The organism is Bacillus massiliglaciei, from assembly GCF_900098925.1.
In the GTDB taxonomy this organism is placed as follows: domain Bacteria; phylum Bacillota; class Bacilli; order Bacillales; family DSM-1321; genus Peribacillus; species Peribacillus massiliglaciei.
Map to the genome: position 1 here is coordinate 41960 of NZ_LT622354.1, position 17959 is coordinate 59918.

General features: G+C 44.3%; 16 protein-coding genes and 1 riboswitch. Of the genes, 14 read left to right on the forward strand and 2 right to left on the reverse strand.

Annotation, left to right across the window (positions count from 1 at the left end; translation table 11 throughout):
• Positions 1–228: 228 nt before the first annotated feature.
• Positions 229–1572, reverse strand: a complete 1344-nt coding sequence (locus BQ4305_RS03235) for an amino acid permease (RefSeq protein ID WP_234396860.1) — start codon at positions 1570–1572, stop codon at positions 229–231.
• A gap of 148 nt (positions 1573–1720) precedes the next feature.
• A riboswitch (glycine riboswitch) is annotated at positions 1721–1799 on the reverse strand.
• A 480-nt stretch (positions 1800–2279) separates the two neighbouring features.
• Between BQ4305_RS03235 and BQ4305_RS03240 the strand changes: the two genes are divergently transcribed.
• The 12 genes from BQ4305_RS03240 to BQ4305_RS03295 all read left to right on the forward strand — a co-directional run bounded on the left by BQ4305_RS03240 (position 2280) and on the right by BQ4305_RS03295 (position 16036).
• Positions 2280–3542, forward strand: a complete 1263-nt coding sequence (locus tag BQ4305_RS03240; RefSeq protein WP_110926449.1) for a Zn-dependent hydrolase — start codon at positions 2280–2282, stop codon at positions 3540–3542.
• Between the two features lie 18 nt (positions 3543–3560).
• Entirely contained in the window at positions 3561–5171 is a 1611-nt protein-coding gene (locus BQ4305_RS03245) for an ABC transporter substrate-binding protein (protein ID WP_110926450.1), read from the forward strand.
• A gap of 74 nt (positions 5172–5245) precedes the next feature.
• A complete protein-coding gene (locus tag BQ4305_RS03250) occupies positions 5246–6208 on the forward strand; it encodes an ABC transporter permease (RefSeq protein WP_110926451.1) in 963 nt (320 codons plus the stop codon).
• A 10-nt stretch (positions 6209–6218) separates the two neighbouring features.
• Positions 6219–7121 carry an ABC transporter permease gene (locus BQ4305_RS03255; protein ID WP_199880538.1) on the forward strand — a complete coding sequence of 301 codons (903 nt, stop codon included), beginning with the start codon at positions 6219–6221 and terminating at the stop codon, positions 7119–7121.
• 41 nt (positions 7122–7162) lie between these two features.
• On the forward strand, positions 7163–8188 hold the full coding sequence (locus tag BQ4305_RS03260; RefSeq protein ID WP_110926452.1) for an ABC transporter ATP-binding protein: 1026 nt from the start codon (positions 7163–7165) through the stop codon (positions 8186–8188).
• A gap of 2 nt (positions 8189–8190) precedes the next feature.
• Complete coding sequence (locus BQ4305_RS03265) at positions 8191–9021, forward strand: ATP-binding cassette domain-containing protein (protein ID WP_110926453.1); 831 nt, start codon at positions 8191–8193, stop codon at positions 9019–9021.
• Between the two features lie 18 nt (positions 9022–9039).
• Positions 9040–10449 (forward strand): amidase, encoded by a 1410-nt coding sequence (locus BQ4305_RS03270; RefSeq protein WP_110926454.1) that lies wholly within the window; start codon positions 9040–9042, stop codon positions 10447–10449.
• A 458-nt stretch (positions 10450–10907) separates the two neighbouring features.
• Positions 10908–11078: a hypothetical protein gene (locus tag BQ4305_RS21245; RefSeq protein ID WP_199880500.1), complete on the forward strand. Its 171-nt coding sequence runs from the start codon at positions 10908–10910 to the stop codon at positions 11076–11078.
• Positions 11079–11236: 158 nt separating this feature from the next.
• The gene (ltrA, locus tag BQ4305_RS03280) at positions 11237–12496 is read left to right on the forward strand and encodes a group II intron reverse transcriptase/maturase (protein WP_110926047.1); all 1260 of its coding nucleotides are present in this window, start codon (positions 11237–11239) and stop codon (positions 12494–12496) included.
• A 296-nt stretch (positions 12497–12792) separates the two neighbouring features.
• Complete coding sequence (locus tag BQ4305_RS21250; RefSeq protein WP_199880500.1) at positions 12793–12963, forward strand: hypothetical protein; 171 nt, start codon at positions 12793–12795, stop codon at positions 12961–12963.
• A gap of 158 nt (positions 12964–13121) precedes the next feature.
• Entirely contained in the window at positions 13122–14381 is a 1260-nt protein-coding gene (gene ltrA / locus BQ4305_RS03290) for a group II intron reverse transcriptase/maturase (protein WP_110926455.1), read from the forward strand.
• A gap of 266 nt (positions 14382–14647) precedes the next feature.
• The gene (locus BQ4305_RS03295; protein WP_110926456.1) at positions 14648–16036 is read left to right on the forward strand and encodes an amino acid permease; all 1389 of its coding nucleotides are present in this window, start codon (positions 14648–14650) and stop codon (positions 16034–16036) included.
• A gap of 82 nt (positions 16037–16118) precedes the next feature.
• On the opposite strand, the gene BQ4305_RS03300 is transcribed toward BQ4305_RS03295, so the two are convergent.
• Positions 16119–16649 (reverse strand): hypothetical protein, encoded by a 531-nt coding sequence (locus BQ4305_RS03300; protein ID WP_110926457.1) that lies wholly within the window; start codon positions 16647–16649, stop codon positions 16119–16121.
• 244 nt (positions 16650–16893) lie between these two features.
• Here BQ4305_RS03300 and BQ4305_RS03305 point away from each other — a divergent pair, with 244 nt between their 5' ends.
• Together BQ4305_RS03305 and yunB are read left to right on the forward strand one after the other, a co-directional pair.
• Entirely contained in the window at positions 16894–17109 is a 216-nt protein-coding gene (locus tag BQ4305_RS03305) for a YjzC family protein (protein WP_110926513.1), read from the forward strand.
• Positions 17110–17181: 72 nt separating this feature from the next.
• Positions 17182–17940, forward strand: a complete 759-nt coding sequence (gene yunB, locus BQ4305_RS03310) for a sporulation protein YunB (RefSeq protein WP_110926458.1) — start codon at positions 17182–17184, stop codon at positions 17938–17940.
• Positions 17941–17959 lie beyond the last annotated feature (19 nt).

The window sequence follows — 17959 nt, forward strand, 5'->3', positions numbered from 1 at the left end:
CTAAAAGACTTTCAAAAATGGGCGGAGAAAATTGAGCGGAATATAAAAGAAAATTAAAAAATGGCGGTGAAAGTAAGGTAGCCCTTTCTTAATAGCGGTTAAAGCTAAAAGAAAGGGCTGTTTTGCTTGATCATTCTCCTTTATATAGAGAGAAGAGTAAGTGTATAAGATTTAGTACCATAGGGATTCGTGTTATATCCCAACTCGATCCTAAGGAAATAAAGATTGTTATAAACATCCATTCGCTTTTCTCTTATATTTATACAGCCAGCCTAAAAACAGGAACCAGATTGGCGTCATCAGTAACGAAAGCCGGGTGGCCTCCGCAAACAGCATGACAATCAGGATAAAGAGAAATAAGGCTAAAATAACATAATTGATAAATGGCGTAAGCGGTGCTTTAAAGGCAGATTGAGCCCTTAGCTCAGGACGCCGCTTCATGTATCGGATATGGGAAATCAATATGATGCTCCATACCCAGATGAAACAGATGGCGCTGATGGTGGTCACCACTGTAAAAGCCTGGTCGGGAATCACTTTGCTCAGCAATGCCCCGACAGAAACGACAATCGCTGACGTAATAAGAGCATTGGACGGCACGGCATTTTGATTCAGTCTGCTTAAGGAGACTGGAGCTTCTTTACGGCTGCTTAGCATATACAGCATTCTGCTTGTCGAAAATAATCCGCTGTTTCCTGCAGAAGCGGCCGATGTCAGGACGACAAAATTAATAATTCCTGCAGCTACCGGGATACCGATTAAAGCAAAGACTTCAACGAACGGACTGCTTGATTCATTCAGCTCTGTCCAAGGATTGACCGTCAGGATGACCGCAATGGCCCCTACATAGAACAGTAAAATCCGGGCAGGAATCTTATTGATGGCCGAAGGAATGTTTTTCCTGGGATCAGCGGTTTCGGCTGCAGAAACACCGATCAGCTCGACACCGACAAAGGAGAAAACGACCAGCTGGAAGGAAAGCAGGAATCCCGATATACCATTCGGAAACATACCTCCATGACTCCAAAGGTTAGAGAGAGACACGGTACCTGTATTGGTTTGAAACCCGATGATAATTAAGATTATGCCAATGACAATCAAGGCGATAATCGTGATAACCTTAATAAGGGAAAACCAAAATTCCAATTCTCCGAATAGCTTGACCGTCAATAAATTCAGCCCCAGCAGGATGACGAGACAGGCCAAGGCCGGCACCCACTGCGGAATGTCAAACCAGTATTGTATATAAACGCCGACTGCGATGATATCGGCCATAGCTGTCATAATCCAGCAGAACCAATAGGTCCATCCGGTCACAAATCCTGCCCAAGGGCCCATGTATTCGGCTGCAAAATCTGTAAAGGACTTGTAGCCTGCGTTGGATAAAAGCAGTTCCCCCAATGCCCTCATCACAAAAAATAAGGCAATCCCAATAATCATATAAGCAAAGATAATGGATGGTCCTGCCAGATGTATGGCTTTTCCGGAACCTAAAAATAATCCGGTTCCAATTGTGCCGCCGATGGCAATGAGCTGTACATGGCGGTTTTTTAACTCTCTTTTTAATTCCAATTTCCTGCGCCTCCATAGTTGTTCAGTATGCTTGTTCTTCCAGTGCATTTCGTTAAAGAATAACCGCCTCCCGTGTATGTTTTTTTGACATAAAAAAAGAGATTGGCTGATACCAATCTCATAAAGGATAAGAATAACATTTGCTTCTTGTTACCCTTCTGTCCTTTTGCCTGAGATTGTGAATCCTTCGGCGCTGTACATTGTACAGTCTCTCCAGAAGCTGCTCCTGCTATAGTGTGATCCATAGCATTCATCGCTTGCTATTTGGTTGTAAGCCATTTAATAGGCTTGAAAAATAATAGTAGAATACTAACATTGATTGGACATTAGGTCAAGGCATCATTTGGGAAGGATCTTTCTAAGGAAAGCTCAAAGCGGGGCTGTTAAAGGTTTGGCCGAAGAGAAAAACCCTTTGTTATAGCAGGTCTTTCTCTTTTTAATCATTCAACATTAGTATAGAAGAAAAAGAAAACTGTTTCTAAAAGATGGAAGAAAAAATATTCTATGTAAGATAATTTAACAATAAGTTTGATTATTCTGAATATTATTATAAAATTTTCTATATCAAGTGAAGAATTATCTCATGGTTTGTCAGAAAGGCGGGAGATTTCTCTGGGGGGCTCACCCCTTTTTAAAGAAGCTTGTGAAGGAACAAACGCAATGATTTCTTTGCTGACATATTCAAAGTAGAGGAGGCGGCTGTCAAGTTGAGAATAAATGCGGATCGATTAAGAAATCACTTTGAACAAATGAGCAGGATTGGCAGATTTGGAGAGACAGGAGTATGCCGTCCGACGATGTCAAAGCTTGAAAAAGAAGCTTTCACATTAGCAGGCGGCTGGATGGAAGAAGCTGGGATGAAGGTAAGAATCGATCATTTCGGTAATTTAATCGGCCGATTGGAAGGCAAAAATCCGGAGAAACCGGTGATTATGCTTGGCTCTCACCTTGACTCACAGCCAAATGGCGGAAGATTTGACGGAACGGCAGGTGTCTTGGCTGCGATTGAAACGGTCACAGCGCTGACGGAAAACGGAGTCGTGCCTGACAGGCCGATTGAGGTTGTCTCTTTTGCAGATGAAGAGGGCTGGAGATTTAACAAAGGCTTATTTGGTTCAAGAGGGATTAATGGCCGGTTAGAGGAAGGGGAGCTGTTCAAAGAAGATCAAGAAGGCATTACAAGAGAACAGGCTTTGAGGGCGTTTGGCTGTGACCCCGAGCGATTAGCAGAATCCGTATACCCTCCCGGACAGGTGGCTGCTTACCTTGAATTGCATATTGAACAGGGACCGATTCTGGAAAAAATGGATAAGCCTGTGGGAGTCGTTTCAGGAATTTCAGGGCCATTATGGCTGACCGTCATTGTGAAAGGATTTGCGGGACATGCCGGATCTGTTCCAATGAACAGCCGTCAGGATGCATTGGCAGGCGCAGCTGAAATGGTCGTTATCATTCATGAAATAGCCAGGCAAAATCCAGATGTACCTGCCGTTGGCACTGTTGGGCAGCTATTGGTCCAGCCTAACTCCAGAAATGTCATCCCGGAACAAGTGGAGTTTACGATCGATCTTCGTGATATAGATCAAGATCGCAGGGATATGTATGAAGCTCAAATTCGGGAATGTCTCCAAATTACAGCAGAGAAGAGAGACTTATCAGTAGAGATAAGAGAAGAAATCAGAGAGGAGCCGCGCTATTGTTCGGCATGGATCAAAAACTGCATAAAGGATTCATGCAAAGAGAAGGGACTGGAAGCGCCTGAACTGATGAGCGGGCCTTTCCATGATGCATTATTAATGTCCTATGCCTGTGATTACGGGATGATTTTTGTCAGATGCAAAGACGGAATCAGCCATAACCCGGCAGAATTTGCTTCTTATGAAGATTTAGCAGAAGGCACGGATGTGATGTATGGCACCTTATTGAAAATGCTGGAACAAGTCAAGTCAAATATAGTAATGAATCGATAAGCCATAGGGGGAAATAGGATGAAACGTAAACTGCTGTCTTTCATATTACTGATGAGTCTGTTTTTGCTTCTTGCCGCATGCAGCACGAGTACAAGCGGAGGAAGCGAAGGGAAGGGAGGAAAAGGAGGAGAGTTAATCATTGGCATGGAATCAGAGGCGGATGTCTTGGATCCCCACCGGGCAGGCGGATGGGTCACAATGAGGATTACCAATCAAATGTTTGAACCTTTGATCGGGGAGGACTTGAGCAAATCATCGGATGAGGCAGCTGTACCGGACCTTATTCCGGTATTGGCAGAAAGCTGGGATGTATCAGAGGATGGGAAAACGTATACGTTCCATTTAAGAGAAGGTGTAAAGTTCCATGACGGAACAGACTTTAATGCAGAGGCAGTAGACTTTAATATCAAGCGGCTGACTGATGAGAAATTTGAATACTACGATAATACAGGAGCGGGACGAACGTTCCGTACATGGAAGTTTTTCGAAAGCAGTGAAATCATTGATGATTATACGATTGCTATTCATCTGAGCAAGCCTTTCTCCGAATTCCCGAGAATGCTGGCACAGGTTAATTCCCTGCAGATTGTAAGCCCGGAAGCCATCAAGAAAGATGGGAATGACAGCATGGGAGAAAACCCGGTCGGAACAGGTCCATTTAAATTCAGTGACAGAAAACGCGGCGAAAACATTACCATTGTCCGGAATGATGACTATTGGGGCGAAAAAGCCAAGCTGGATAAAGTTATCTTCAGGCCATTGTCTGATCCTGCCAGCAGGGTTCTCGCCATCCAAAATGATGAAGTCGATATTATTGCTGTGCCGCCGGCAGATTCTATTGAAAACCTGAAGGAGCAAGGGTTTGAGGTTGTTTCAGGAACACCTCCGCATGTCTGGTATCTGACATTCAATTTTGACAATGAATATATGAAAAATGAAAAGGTGAGACAGGCGATTAATTACGCGATCAATCGGGAAGGGATTGCCAGCGAACTGCTGAAGGACACCGTACATCCTGCTTACACCATGTTCTCTCCTGGATCCTCTGTTTTTGATCCGGAACAAAAATGGTACAAGTACGATCCTGAAAAAGCCAAGGAACTGATGAAAGAGGCTGGACTGGAAAATGGGTTCCAAACGACCTTGCAAACATCTGTCGACGGTTCAGGACAACTAGTGCCGGTTGATATCGCTGAATGGATTCAGCGGGACTTAAAAGAGATTGGGATCGATTTGAAGCTGGATACTCAGGAATGGATTACGTATTACTCTAAGTATAGCGATGGAATGGACAGCGATGTTGGAATGAACCAAATGTCTTCAGGGCGGACCTCGCCATATTTCCTTTCCATGGTAGCTCATTCAGAATTTGTGGCTCCGGGCGGCTTCAACTCCGGTAAATATGTCAATAAGGACTTGGATGCTCTGCTGGACCAAGCTTCTACCTCGGTCAATGAAGAGGAAGCTAATAAAACATGGAAGGAAGCAGAACGCCTTGTCATGGAAGATGCTGCCTTTGCGCCGATTGTCAATGATTCAGCGCCATACGTTGTGAACTCCCGTGTGAAAGGGTTTATTGTCCCTTCAGAGGAGTGGTACTCACTGACAAATGTAACTGTTGAGAACTGAACCGGGTACAGTGAACCATATAAAAAGGTCTGATCCCTTTAGAGGGATCGGACTATAAGTTGGGAGGAGAGCTCATGTTCCGATACATTGTTTCAAGAATTCTATCTACCATCCCTGTTCTTTTCGGGGTAACCATTGTCGTATTTCTGCTGATCAGGCTGATTCCCGGCGATCCCGCCAAATCCATTCTTGGCGGCGATGCAACCCCGCAAGCGGTAGAGTCGCTTAGAAATGAACTGGGCTTAAATGACCCGCTGCTCGTTCAATATGGCTCCTGGATGTCCCAGCTGTTAAAAGGGGATTTGGGCTACTCATACACTCTCCATACTCCGATTATTGAGGAACTGGCGCCGCGCTTTATCAATAGCTTGATCTTGACTGTGGCGAGTCTTCTGATTTGTATTATTCTCGGTGTTGCACTCGGCCTGATCAGTGCTTTGCGAAAAGGAAAGTTTGTCGACAAAGCAAGCATGGCCATGGCTTTAGTAGGGGCAAGCATGCCGGTATTCTGGATTGCCTTAATGCTCATGTGGCTATTTTCCATTCAGACCCAATGGTTCCCTGTCAGCGGAATGTATAATATGCGGAACCCGGGAGGAATGCCGGATCTGCTTCATCACCTAGTGCTTCCAGCCTTTGCTACGGCTACCGTTTCTCTTGCAGTCATCGCAAGGCTGACGAGAAGCACGGTTATCGATGTGCTGCAGAAGGATTACGTGAAATACTTCCATTCATTTGGTCTATCAAAATCGAAGATCAACCTTGTCCATGTAATGAGAAACTCGCTGCCTCCAATCATCAATATTTCCGGACTGCAAGTGGGATACATTATGGGCGGCGCACTATTCAGTGAAGTCGTGTTTAACTGGCCGGGGATTGGCCAGGCGCTGTATGTGGCGGTCACATCCAATGATTATACGACGATTCAGGCTGGAATTCTGCTGATTGCCTTGACGTTTGTCATTGTGAATCTGGCGGTGGATTTAATAAATGTATGGCTGAGCCCTAAATTACAAGATGCCATTAAGGCACGATAGGAGGGAGAAGATGGCGAATAAATGGATGTTATCCTGGAGGGCATTTTTAAGTGATAAGGTAGCGGTTGCCGGAGCGCTGATCATTCTTTTATCTCTCGGACTTGCCCTTTTTGCTTCATGGATTGCTCCGTATGATCCAAATACAGTAGCAGAGGGGAGCTCCCGGCTGATGCCTCCTGGTTCTGAAGGGCATCTGCTCGGTACGGATCAGCAGGGACGGGATATATTAAGCCGGGTGATTTTTGGTACGCAAAACTCGCTTATCTCTGCTGTCATTCCCATCATTATTGCAGCGGCTGTCAGTGTAGTTCTGGGTATAACGGCCGGATACTTTCAAGGGTTTATCGGAAGTGCGATCATGCGTCTGATGGATGTATTCTTTGCTTTTCCGGCTGTGCTGCTGGCCATCGCCATTGCAGCCATCTTAGGACCTGGTCTGCTTAATGTAATTATCGCTATGATTATTGTCCGGGTTCCGTATATGACCCGCGTCGTGTACACTGATACGCTTCAGGAAAGCCAGAAGGAGTATGTGGAAGCTGCGAAAGCATTTGGAATCAGCGATTTGGAAATTATGTTTAAACAGATTGTTCCCAATGTCCTGCCCTCATTAATCGCTTATGGGACTACTTTGGCAGGCGTGACGATTGTAACGGTTGCCGGTTTAAGCTTCATCGGCCTTGGTGTTCAGCCCCCGGCGGCAGACTGGGGAAGAATGGCGAGCGACGGAAGCAAAGTCTTAATGCAGGGGCATGCCTATGTCACCTTCATCCCGGGAATTGCTATTCTGATTTTGTCTTTTGCCTTCAGCATGATTGGCGACGGCATCAGAAATGCTCTGGATCCTCATGAGCGTTCAAAAGTAAAAGAAAAGAAGAAAAGAAGAAATGAAATGGCCCGGAATGCAGCTTAATAATAGCTGGTCCTGTCGAGGAAGAAGGAAGGGGTGGTTAGATGAATGTCCAGTCAGCCGTTAAGGAAGACAACCTGTTAGTAATTGAAAACCTGTCTACGAAGATCCGCACGCCGGATGGGGTACTGACCGTTCTTGAAGATGTTAACCTGACCATGAAAAAAGGAGAAATTCTCGCGATTGTCGGAGAATCGGGTTCAGGAAAAACGATGACCATTACTTCTATATTGCAGCTTTTGCCTGACACGCTTTTGGAGAGCTACTCGGGGAGAGTAGAAGTAGAAGGGGAGGATCTGATTCAGATTGGAGAAAAGGACATGCAGGAAATCAGGGGGAAGAAAATTTCCCTTGTTGCTCAAAATGCCATGACCTCCCTGGATCCTTCCTACCGGGTAGGGAAGCAAATCGTAGAAATCATGCTCGCGAAAACTAGCACAGACAAAAGGTCAGCAAAGAAAAAGGCTCTTTCTTTGTTAGAGCAAATGGGTGTGGAGGAGCCAGAACGGGTCTTTCAGTCCTATCCGCACCAATTAAGCGGGGGATTAAGGCAAAGGGTGGTGATCGCCATGTCTCTAGCCTGTGATCCTGACTTGATTATTGCTGATGAACCGACATCGGCCCTCGATCCAACCGTACAGCTTCAGGTGCTTGATCTATTCCAGGAAATCAATCGGAAATTTGGAACCGCAATTTTGATCATCACGCATGATTTTGGTGTAGTCTCCCGGATTGCTGACACAGTAGCGGTCATGTATGCGGGGCAAATCGTTGAGAAAGGAGCCACTGAGGAGGTGATTTTCCATCCGCAGCATCCGTATACACAAAGCTTAATAAAATGTATTCCGAATCTTGATTGGATCTTTGATGATAATCAGGGGAAAAAACCATTATGGCAAATCAAAGGAGAGCCGCCGAATTTATTAGATCTGCCAGAAGGATGCCGCTTTGCGGGCCGGTGCCATGCCGCGCAGGACATTTGCCACAATACAAAGCCTTTGTTAAAACCAGTCAGGCAGCATGGCATTCATCATGCTGTACGCTGTAAATTAGCGGAAGGGAGCCTGTAATCATGAACAGTGATGCGCTTATCGAGGTTAAAGGGCTGGGAAAGGTATATGCCGGCAGGAAAAGTCTGCTGTTCCCCGCCAAAAGCTTTACGGCAGTCGAGGATGTCCATTTTTCCATTAAGGAAGGGGAAACTTTTGGATTAATTGGGGAATCTGGTTCAGGTAAAACGACAATCGGCCGGATGATGCTGAGACTGATTCAGCCATCAAGCGGAACGATCCTGTATAATGGACGGCCGCTGCTGGATTTATCGAAAAAGGAGATGAATGCACTCCGCAGTGAAATCCAAATTGTTTTTCAAGATTCAGGTTCTGCATTCAATCCACGGATGACAATTGGCGAGCAAATAGCCCACCCATTAAAAAAAATTGGAAATACCGCTGATTCGCTTTCAATCCATGATCAAGTCATACACATGCTGGAGGTAGTGGGGTTGAGAGCAGATTTCTTTCACAGATATCCCCATGAACTGTCAGGCGGACAAAGGCAGAGAGCCGGAATTGCCCGCGCCCTCATTCTGAAGCCGAAATTTCTCGTGCTGGATGAACCGGTTTCCGCTTTGGATGTGTCCGTAAAAGCCCAGATTATTAATCTATTGCTGGATTTGCAAAAAGAATTTAACCTGACTTATTTATTTATTGCCCATAACTTGGATTTGGTCGCTTATTTCTGTGACCGGGTAGGGGTGCTGTCGAAGGGAAGGATGGTTGAGACGGCGACCGCCAAAGAGTTATTCAGAAACCCGAAACAGGACGTGACGAAAAAACTTTTAAGCTCTATTTTAACGCTGGACGGCGATTTAGGCGGAGTCTATAACAAATCTGCAATTTAAATAAGGGGGAAGGAAGAAATGAATGAATTATTTTTCAAAGATATCGAAACACTCTCACGTTTAATAAAAAATAAAGAAATATCGCCGGTTGAGGTGACAAAACAGCAGCTGGAGCGGATTGACCAATCCGAAGCTTCCTTAAATGCCTATATAACCGTTCTCCGTGAGGAAGCGATGGAGCAGGCAGAATTGCTGGAAAGAGAGCTGTATGAGGGGAAAGACCGCGGGCCGCTGCATGGTGTTCCAATCGCGATTAAAGATATTTTTGAAATGAAAAATACGAGAAATACATCAGGCTCAAAAGTATTTGAAAACCATATTTCGCTAGAGGATGCAGACCTTGTGAAAAAATTAAAAGAAGCGGGCGCTATTATCATCGGAAGAACCAATCTACATGAATTTGCCATGGGTGCAACTACTGAAAATCCTCATTATGGACCGACTCGCAATCCATGGGATTTGAAGAAGATTCCGGGAGGTTCGAGCGGAGGCTCAGCCGCTGCAGTGGCATCTGGCACCGCATTCGGTGCGATTGGCACTGATACCGGCGGATCTATCCGTCTCCCTGCTTCTTTATGCGGCATCGTTGGCTTTAAACCGACGTATGATACGGTCAGCAGAGAAGGATGCACTCCGCTGAGCTGGACCTTGGATCATATGGGACCTATGACCAGGACGGTTGCAGACAGCCGAACTTTGTTTAAGGCTATAGGCGAATCGGAACAATTGGCTAAAATAGATTTTGAAGCAAGAAGGAATCAGATGAAGGGACTCAGAATCGGCATTTCAGAAAAGTACTTCTTTGAAAATATGGATGCTGAAATCGGCCGGGTAGTCTTTAAAGCAATCGATCGATTGAAAGATCTAGGTGCTGAAATCGTTGATGTGCAGCTGACCGGAATCGAAGAAGCGTTAGAAGCTCAAAAGATCATCTCCAAATCAGAAGCGTATGCCGTTCACGAGACATCCTTTACAGAAACACCGGATCTGTATGGGAAAGATACTAGGTACCGCCTGACTTTGGGACGTGAGGTTTCCGCGAGCCAATATATTCACGCTAAGCGTGAGAGAGAGCGTTTTATCCAGTATGTGTTAGAATCTATGGACAGACAAAACTTCGATATTCTTTTATCCCCTACACATGTGATTCCCCCGTTTGAAATTGGGAGCGTGAAACCGGAGGAGTCTCTGAATAACATCTTTTCGCTTGGAAGGACGCCAATTGGGAATTTTTTAGGGTTTCCGTCCATCTCTGTTCCGTGCGGATTTACTGAGGCCAATCTGCCGGCGGGGCTCCAAATGATCAGCAGGCCATATTCAGATGGATTATTGCTGAATGCCGCCGAAGCATATGAAGCAACCGAAAATTGGTCAAGCTTCCTTGAAAAAAATAACACATATATCAATAAAGAAGTGATCAGTCAGTAAAAAACAAAGGGAACAAAGCCGGAACTGAAGCGGTTTTAAGAATAAGCAAAATGCTTGGAATTATAGGTGAGAAACTGGGGATGTTAGGATTGAGAGCGGAGAGGCAACTCCTGGGCACAGCACGCGGGAGAGACTGAAGGCCCGAGCTGTGGCCCCGGAACGCGTCCCTGAAACGGAAATTCATAAAGTGCAAACAATAAATCAAATTTCTCTGTGAGAAATTTGATTTATTTGTGTGCGCCCGGCATGGGTGCAGTCTATAGGGTGAGAGTCCCGAACCATGAAGGCAGTAGTAATGGTTAGCTTAACGCAAGGGTGTCTGTGGTGACGCAGAATCTGAAGGAAGCGAGCGGCAAACCTCCGGTCTGAGGAACACGAACTTCATATAAGGCTAGGTACCATTGGATGAGTTTGCACAACAAAACGAAGTCCTTACTGCCGAAGGTGGTACAGAGTAAATGAAGCAGATAGATGGAGGGAAAGACTGTACTCTTACCCGGGGAGGTCTGATTGGAACGCCAAGTTCCCTTGGTAACCTATCCAGCGATGGACAGCTGAACAATCAGAAGTCAGCCGAGGTCATAGTACCATTCCAACTCGAGATGGAATGGGAAGGACTGAACTATTAGGAAGAACGAGAACTAGGCATATAATTCCTGTATAGAAGCAGACAATCCGAAAGGACTTACTTGAAGGAGGAAGTGGTGAATTCCACAGGGGACTTCATGAGGGTGGAGCAGGAATAACATAATTAGATTTCTACGTTCACGTCGAAAGGAAATATCACATGTTAATGGATCTGATTCTGTCACGGGAAAACTTAATAGAAGCACTTAAACGTGTGGAGAAGAACAAAGGGAGTCACGGCATAGATGGAATGTCCGTAAAATCCCTACGAAGACATCTCTATGAGAACTGGGAAACTCTTTGTGATTCATTAAGGGAAGGTACCTATCAACCTAACCCAGTCCGTCGAGTCGAAATCCCGAAACCGAACGGTGGAGTAAGATTACTAGGAATACCTACCGTGACAGACCGGTTCATTCAACAGGCTATCGCCCAAGTTCTAACCCCACTTCTTGACCCAACCTTCTCAGAACATAGTTATGGGTTTAGACCAAATAGAAGAGGTCATGATGCGGTTCGTAAAGCAAGGGAATATATAAGTGAAGGTTATAGATGGGTGATTGACATGGACTTGGAGAAATTCTTTGATAGAGTCAATCATGATAAGTTAATGGGGATATTAGCAAGTAGAATCCAAGACCGGCAGGTCTTGAAACTTATACGGAAATATCTCCAAGCAGGAATTATGATGAATGGTGTAGTCTATGATGCAGAAGAAGGAACACCACAAGGAGGTCCACTGAGCCCCCTTCTTTCGAATATCCTTTTGGATAAACTTGATAAAGAGTTAGAAAGGAGAGGTCACAAGTTTGTCCGCTACGCCGATGATTGTAATATTTACATGAAATCGAAGAAAGCTGGAGAACGAGTGATGAACTCAATTACATGCTTTATTGAGCAGAAATTAAAGCTCAAAGTAAATAGAGAAAAGTCAGCAGTTGATCGCCCGTGGAAACGAAAGTTTCTTGGCTTTAGCTTTACGGTCAATAAGAAACCGAAGGTTCGAATAGCCAATGAAAGTATTAAAAGGCTTAAGGCTAAAATACGGGAGTTAACCTCCCGTTCTAAACAAATTCCTATGGAAGTTAGAATCGAGAAACTAAATCAATATCTAACGGGATGGTGTGGATATTTTGCATTGGCTGATACACCAAGTAAATTTAAAGAATTTGATGAGTGGATTAGACGGAGACTCCGTATGCTTGAATGGAAACAATGGAAGAAACCGAGGACAAGAGTAAGAAAACTCAAAGGTCTAGGTGTCCCTGACCAAAAGGCATATGAATGGGGAAACTCCAGAAAGAAATATTGGAGAATAGCCTGTAGTCCAATCCTACACAAAACCCTCAATAACTTGTATTGGAGTCACCGAGGGTTGAAAAGTTTATATAATCGATATGAATTTCTGCGTCAAACTTAATGGAACCGCCGTATACCGAACGGTACGTACGGTGGTGTGAGAGGTCGGGGGTTAATCACCCCCTCCTACTCGATTNCGCCCGGCATGGGTGCAGTCTATAGGGTGAGAGTCCCGAACCATGAAGGCAGTAGTAATGGTTAGCTTAACGCAAGGGTGTCTGTGGTGACGCAGAATCTGAAGGAAGCGAGCGGCAAACCTCCGGTCTGAGGAACACGAACTTCATATAAGGCTAGGTACCATTGGATGAGTTTGCACAACAAAACGAAGTCCTTACTGCCGAAGGTGGTACAGAGTAAATGAAGCAGATAGATGGAGGGAAAGACTGTACTCTTACCCGGGGAGGTCTGATTGGAACGCCAAGTTCCCTTGGTAACCTATCCAGCGATGGACAGCTGAACAATCAGAAGTCAGCCGAGGTCATAGTACCATTCCAACTCGAGATGGAATGGGAAGGACTGAACTATTAGGAAGAACGAGAACTAGGCATATAATTCCTGTATAGAAGCAGACAATCCGAAAGGACTTACTTGAAGGAGGAAGTGGTGAATTCCACAGGGGACTTCATGAGGGTGGAGCAGGAATAACATAATTAGATTTCTACGTTCACGTCGAAAGGAAATATCACATGTTAATGGATCTGATTCTGTCACGGGAAAACTTAATAGAAGCACTTAAACGTGTGGAGAAGAACAAAGGGAGTCACGGCATAGATGGAATGTCCGTAAAATCCCTACGAAGACATCTCTATGAGAACTGGGAAACTCTTTGTGATTCATTAAGGGAAGGTACCTATCAACCTAACCCAGTCCGTCGAGTCGAAATCCCGAAACCGAACGGTGGAGTAAGATTACTAGGAATACCTACCGTGACAGACCGGTTCATTCAACAGGCTATCGCCCAAGTTCTAACCCCACTTCTTGACCCAACCTTCTCAGAACATAGTTATGGGTTTAGACCAAATAGAAGAGGTCATGATGCGGTTCGTAAAGCAAGGGAATATATAAGTGAAGGTTATAGATGGGTGATTGACATGGACTTGGAGAAATTCTTTGATAGAGTCAATCATGATAAGTTAATGGGGATATTAGCAAGTAGAATCCAAGACCGGCTGGTCTTGAAACTTATACGGAAATATCTCCAAGCAGGAATTATGATGAATGGTGTAGTCTATGATGCAGAAGAAGGAACACCACAAGGAGGTCCACTGAGCCCCCTTCTTTCGAATATCCTTTTGGATAAACTTGATAAAGAGTTAGAAAGGAGAGGTCACAAGTTTGTCCGCTACGCCGATGATTGTAATATTTACATGAAATCGAAGAAAGCTGGAGAACGAGTGATGAACTCAATTACATGCTTTATTGAGCAGAAATTAAAGCTCAAAGTAAATAGAGAAAAGTCAGCAGTTGATCGCCCGTGGAAACGAAAGTTTCTTGGCTTTAGCTTTACGGTCAATAAGAAACCGAAGGTTCGAATAGCCAATGAAAGTATTAAAAGGCTTAAGGCTAAAATACGGGAGTTAACCTCCCGTTCTAAACAAATTCCTATGGAAGTTAGAATCGAGAAACTAAATCAATATCTAACGGGATGGTGTGGATATTTTGCATTGGCTGATACACCAAGTAAATTTAAAGAATTTGATGAGTGGATTAGACGGAGACTCCGTATGCTTGAATGGAAACAATGGAAGAAACCGAGGACAAGAGTAAGAAAACTCAAAGGTCTAGGTGTCCCTGACCAAAAGGCATATGAATGGGGAAACTCCAGAAAGAAATATTGGAGAATAGCCTGTAGTCCAATCTTACACAAAACCCTCAATAACTTGTATTGGAGTCACCGAGGGTTGAAAAGTTTATATAATCGATATGAATTTCTGCGTCAAACTTAATGGAACCGCCGTATACCGAACGGTACGTACGGTGGTGTGAGAGGTCGGGGGTTAATCACCCCCTCCTACTCGATTTATGTCCCAAGCCTGCCATACTGGGCGGCAGAACATTTTAGATTGAGTGTTTTTCCTAAAAATACATTTGTTTTTTAACAGAATATTTATTATTATAAAATAAGAATAAAAAATTTAGCTTTAGGTCCTTTATCAAGAAATCATCTATTTTTTGTATACAGCCATGGCTATAGCATCTGGGGGAGTTAGGAATGTCAAACAAAGAGTTAAACCGCGGGCTTGAGTCACGCCACATTCAAATGATTGCTCTCGGAGGCACGATCGGTGTGGGCTTATTTATGGGATCAGCAAGTACAATCAAATGGACGGGTCCATCGGTTATGTTAGCCTATGCGATTGCAGGGCTGTTTATTTTCTTCATTATGCGTTCGATGGGAGAAATGCTGTATTTGGAACCTTCCACTGGTTCGTTTGCAACGTTTGCGAGCCAATATATTCATCCTTTGGCCGGTTATTTAACAGCCTGGAGCAACTGGTTCCAATGGGTTATCGTCGGAATGTCCGAAATTATTGCTGTAGGCATGTATATGCAGTACTGGTTTCCAGACTTGCCTGCCTGGGTGCCGGGACTGATTGCCATGGTCATTCTCGGAGCGGCAAACCTGATTTCCGTTAAATCTTTCGGGGAATTCGAATTTTGGTTTGCTTTAATTAAGATTGTGACGATTATTGTGATGATTATAGCGGGTCTTGGGTTAATTTTCTTCGGTTTTGGAAACGGCGGCAATGCTATTGGGCTGTCTAACCTTTGGGAAAATGGCGGCTTTTTTACTGGAGGATGGCAGGGGTTCTTCTTTGCTCTGGCACTGGTTATCGGCGCTTACCAAGGGGTCGAGCTGATCGGCATTACAGCTGGTGAAGCCAAGGATCCAAAGAGGACCTTAACAAAGGCCATCCAAACGATTATTTGGCGTATTCTTGTCTTTTATATTGGTGCGATTTTTGTCATTGTGACCGTCTTTCCGTGGAATCAGCTTGATGAAGTGGGGAGTCCGTTTGTTTCAACTTTTGCCAAAATCGGAATTACGGCAGCAGCAGGGATCATTAACTTTGTCGTGATTACAGCTGCCATGTCTGGCTGCAACAGCGGAATTTTCAGTTCCGGCAGAATGCTGTATACGCTGGCTCTGAATGGGCAGGCTCCAAAAATCTTTGCAAAAGTATCAAAAAATGGCATCCCTGCTTACTGTACGATTGCTGTTCTTCTCGGGTTAGGAATTGGGGTTATCCTGAATTATCTTGCACCGCCGCAGCTGTTTGTCTATGTGTACAGTGCCAGTGTTCTGCCTGGGATGGTTCCATGGTTCGCCCTGCTGATCAGTGAGCTTCGGTTCAGAAAGATAAAAGCGGATGAAATGGAAGATCATCCGTTCAAAATGCCGTTTGCTCCTTTCAGCAATTATGCAACGATTGTCTTTTTATTAATCGTGCTCGTCGGAATGTGGTTTAATCCGAGCACCCGGCTTTCTCTGATTGTCGGCATCGTATTCCTTTTACTCGTTACCGCAAGCTTTTTCATGCTGAAAATGGGTAACAGGACACCGCTTCATGTGCGTCAGGAAGACAAGCTTTCTAAGTAAAACAGCAAAAAGGATAAAGGACGGCTGATGCCGTTCCTTTATCCTTTTTTTATGGGATGCTGTTTAAGCAATCCGGCTTGTATTATTTTGTTTCTCCGGCAGCAGCGGCATCAGCTGTTGCTGAATAGTCGCCATTGCTGTAGACAACGGTAATGTTGGAAAGGGTGACGAATTCAGGTGCATCCTCTTCTCCTTCTGTTTGTGTGCCAGTCAGGGCTTCTGGATTATTGATTGCCACTTCTACCGGTTTAGGAGATTTGAATCCTTTATGGTGATAATATTTGTGAACTGGCGGAATTACTTTAAGTGTTCCGTCTTCTTCATCATAAAATCCTTTTACAGTGATTGACCCACTGAGTCCGACCGTTTTTGTATCATTTTCTTCTGTAACAGAGGCAACAGTCAATCCTGCAAACTGGTCCCCTTCTTTGAGTTTTTCAAGCGGGTTAAATTGGTGCTTACCCCAATGTCCTTTATGTCCAAAGTGTTCGGCTTTTACATCTTGATTTCGATCATTATGAGTTGGTTCATCTGCCATGGCGGGGACGGCTAATCCAAACGATGATGCTAAAATCGCTCCTGCTGTAAGTTTTTTGACTGATTTCAATTTCATAATCTGCATCTCTCCTCAAGAAGTATTTGCCTGATCTTCCAGGCATGTTCTAACGGTACCCGCCTATTTTAAGAGAAAAACGCAATTCCAGACTATTAACAGGAATGTAAAATGACGGAAACATTGAAACCTTAACGAAATCCCTCTGTTTTTTCTGTTATAAGCGGGAAGGCGTATAGTTTAGGGAAACAATCATAATATGAATGGAATGGAAAAACGGATAAAGGAAAGGGATGAAGGGCATATGTCAGTATGTAAATCAGGAGAAGTGGCCGTCTTGTCAGGCATATATGCGGAAGTGGGGCATGGCGGAGGCAGAGTGAAGGGCGGACGCCGTGTGGAAGTGAAGCAGGGAGAAAAATTGCCGGAACTTGATCCGTATACGGTTACCGTTGAATATAAAGGAGAGAAGAAATCAAGGAGACGCCAGCGCGGCTGGCAGCTGGTTAAAAGGAAATAATGTGCTTTCACCTGTTCATGGGACGAAAAATCTTGGATTTCCTGCATAGATTGATAGAAAGGAGTTGAATCTATGTTCAGGAAACGATTCCGTCCTAGAATGAAGCAGCTGAAACGGCCTTTCTCATGGAAGAAAACCTTTATCTATACTCTTTTGTTTTTTGCGGTTACGAATTTACTGACAATCTGGCTGGTGGATCGATCGATTGAGCCGGTCATCAAAAATATTGCCAAAGCCGAAACAAGACGGATTGCGACGCAGTCTATTAATGACTCCATATATGAAAATATAACAAAGAAATTAGATGTAAAGGATTTGATCCTTCTCCAAAAAAATGGGGAAGACGGGCCGACGACGTGGAGTTTTGATTCAAAAGTGTACAATACCTTTTTGCTGGAAACAACAAAGGATATCGAAAAAAGATTAAACATCAGCCAGAAGGAATCACCGAGCTCTAATTTCAATGATGTCATGGATGAGGAGATGCAATCCATTGTCTATGATATCCCTCTGGGTGTGGTTACCGGCAACTCGCTTCTTTCCAATTTTGGACCGAAAATCCCAGTGCAGCTTTCATTGGTGCAAAATGTAGAGCCAAGATTTGAAACAAAGGTCACCTCATCAGGCATTAATAATACCTTCCTTGAACTATTTGTCTATTTCAAAGTGAATGTGCAAATTGTCATTCCATTTTATAAAGATACATATACCATTGAAAACCAGACGAAGGTCGGTGACATGTTTTTCCCTGGAGAAGTTCCTGAATATTACAGCTCGGATAAAAGCCTCCCTAACCCAGTCATAGTGGAGCCGGATAAAAAAAACAAATAGCGCTGTCTGACTTTAAAGC

Coding starts and splice junctions, on each gene's coding strand:
- ltrA (WP_110926047.1), top strand. CDS start 11,237: ATGTTAATGGATCTGATTCTGTCACGGGAAAACTTAATAGAAGCACTT.
- BQ4305_RS03245 (WP_110926450.1), top strand. CDS start 3,561: ATGAAACGTAAACTGCTGTCTTTCATATTACTGATGAGTCTGTTTTTG.
- BQ4305_RS21250 (WP_199880500.1), top strand. CDS start 12,793: ATGAAGCAGATAGATGGAGGGAAAGACTGTACTCTTACCCGGGGAGGT.
- BQ4305_RS03305 (WP_110926513.1), top strand. CDS start 16,894: ATGTCAGTATGTAAATCAGGAGAAGTGGCCGTCTTGTCAGGCATATAT.
- BQ4305_RS03260 (WP_110926452.1), top strand. CDS start 7,163: ATGAATGTCCAGTCAGCCGTTAAGGAAGACAACCTGTTAGTAATTGAA.
- ltrA (WP_110926455.1), top strand. CDS start 13,122: ATGTTAATGGATCTGATTCTGTCACGGGAAAACTTAATAGAAGCACTT.
- BQ4305_RS03265 (WP_110926453.1), top strand. CDS start 8,191: ATGAACAGTGATGCGCTTATCGAGGTTAAAGGGCTGGGAAAGGTATAT.
- BQ4305_RS03250 (WP_110926451.1), top strand. CDS start 5,246: ATGTTCCGATACATTGTTTCAAGAATTCTATCTACCATCCCTGTTCTT.
- BQ4305_RS03295 (WP_110926456.1), top strand. CDS start 14,648: ATGTCAAACAAAGAGTTAAACCGCGGGCTTGAGTCACGCCACATTCAA.
- BQ4305_RS03300 (WP_110926457.1), bottom strand. CDS start 16,649: ATGAAATTGAAATCAGTCAAAAAACTTACAGCAGGAGCGATTTTAGCA.
- yunB (WP_110926458.1), top strand. CDS start 17,182: ATGTTCAGGAAACGATTCCGTCCTAGAATGAAGCAGCTGAAACGGCCT.
- BQ4305_RS21245 (WP_199880500.1), top strand. CDS start 10,908: ATGAAGCAGATAGATGGAGGGAAAGACTGTACTCTTACCCGGGGAGGT.
- BQ4305_RS03270 (WP_110926454.1), top strand. CDS start 9,040: ATGAATGAATTATTTTTCAAAGATATCGAAACACTCTCACGTTTAATA.
- BQ4305_RS03255 (WP_199880538.1), top strand. CDS start 6,219: ATGGCGAATAAATGGATGTTATCCTGGAGGGCATTTTTAAGTGATAAG.